This is a genomic window from Pseudomonas sp. TR47 (assembly GCF_044143025.1).
GTDB lineage: Bacteria > Pseudomonadota > Gammaproteobacteria > Pseudomonadales > Pseudomonadaceae > Aquipseudomonas > Aquipseudomonas putida_E.
Genome location: NZ_JBHFCS010000086.1, coordinates 1 through 247, shown reverse-complemented (window position 1 = coordinate 247; position 247 = coordinate 1). Strand labels below are relative to the sequence as shown.

Below are 247 nucleotides of genomic sequence, written 5' to 3'. Positions count from 1 at the left end.
GAGTGCGATCCATGAACCCCACCTATCACATGATGGGGCAGCAGGTTACCGTGGCATCTCTGGCGAGCAGTTCCACGGCAGAAGAGCTTCGTAGTCGGCCACCGACGATGCATACGGCAGGCGCTCAAGTACGTGGCGCAGCCACGTATAGGGCTCCTGGCCGTTGACCTTGGCGGTCTCAACCAAGCTGTAGATCTTTGCGCTGGCACTGGCGCCGTTCACGGTGTCGCTGAACAGCCAAGCCTTG

Annotated in this window: 1 protein-coding gene; it reads right to left on the bottom strand. The window is 60.3% G+C overall.

The genetic code is table 11. The annotated features are described in order from the left end of the window. Window positions 1-45: 45 nt before the first annotated feature. On the bottom strand, window positions 46-247 hold a 202-nt coding region (locus tag ACEWE8_RS26130; protein WP_395589456.1), incomplete at its 5' end, for a transposase domain-containing protein.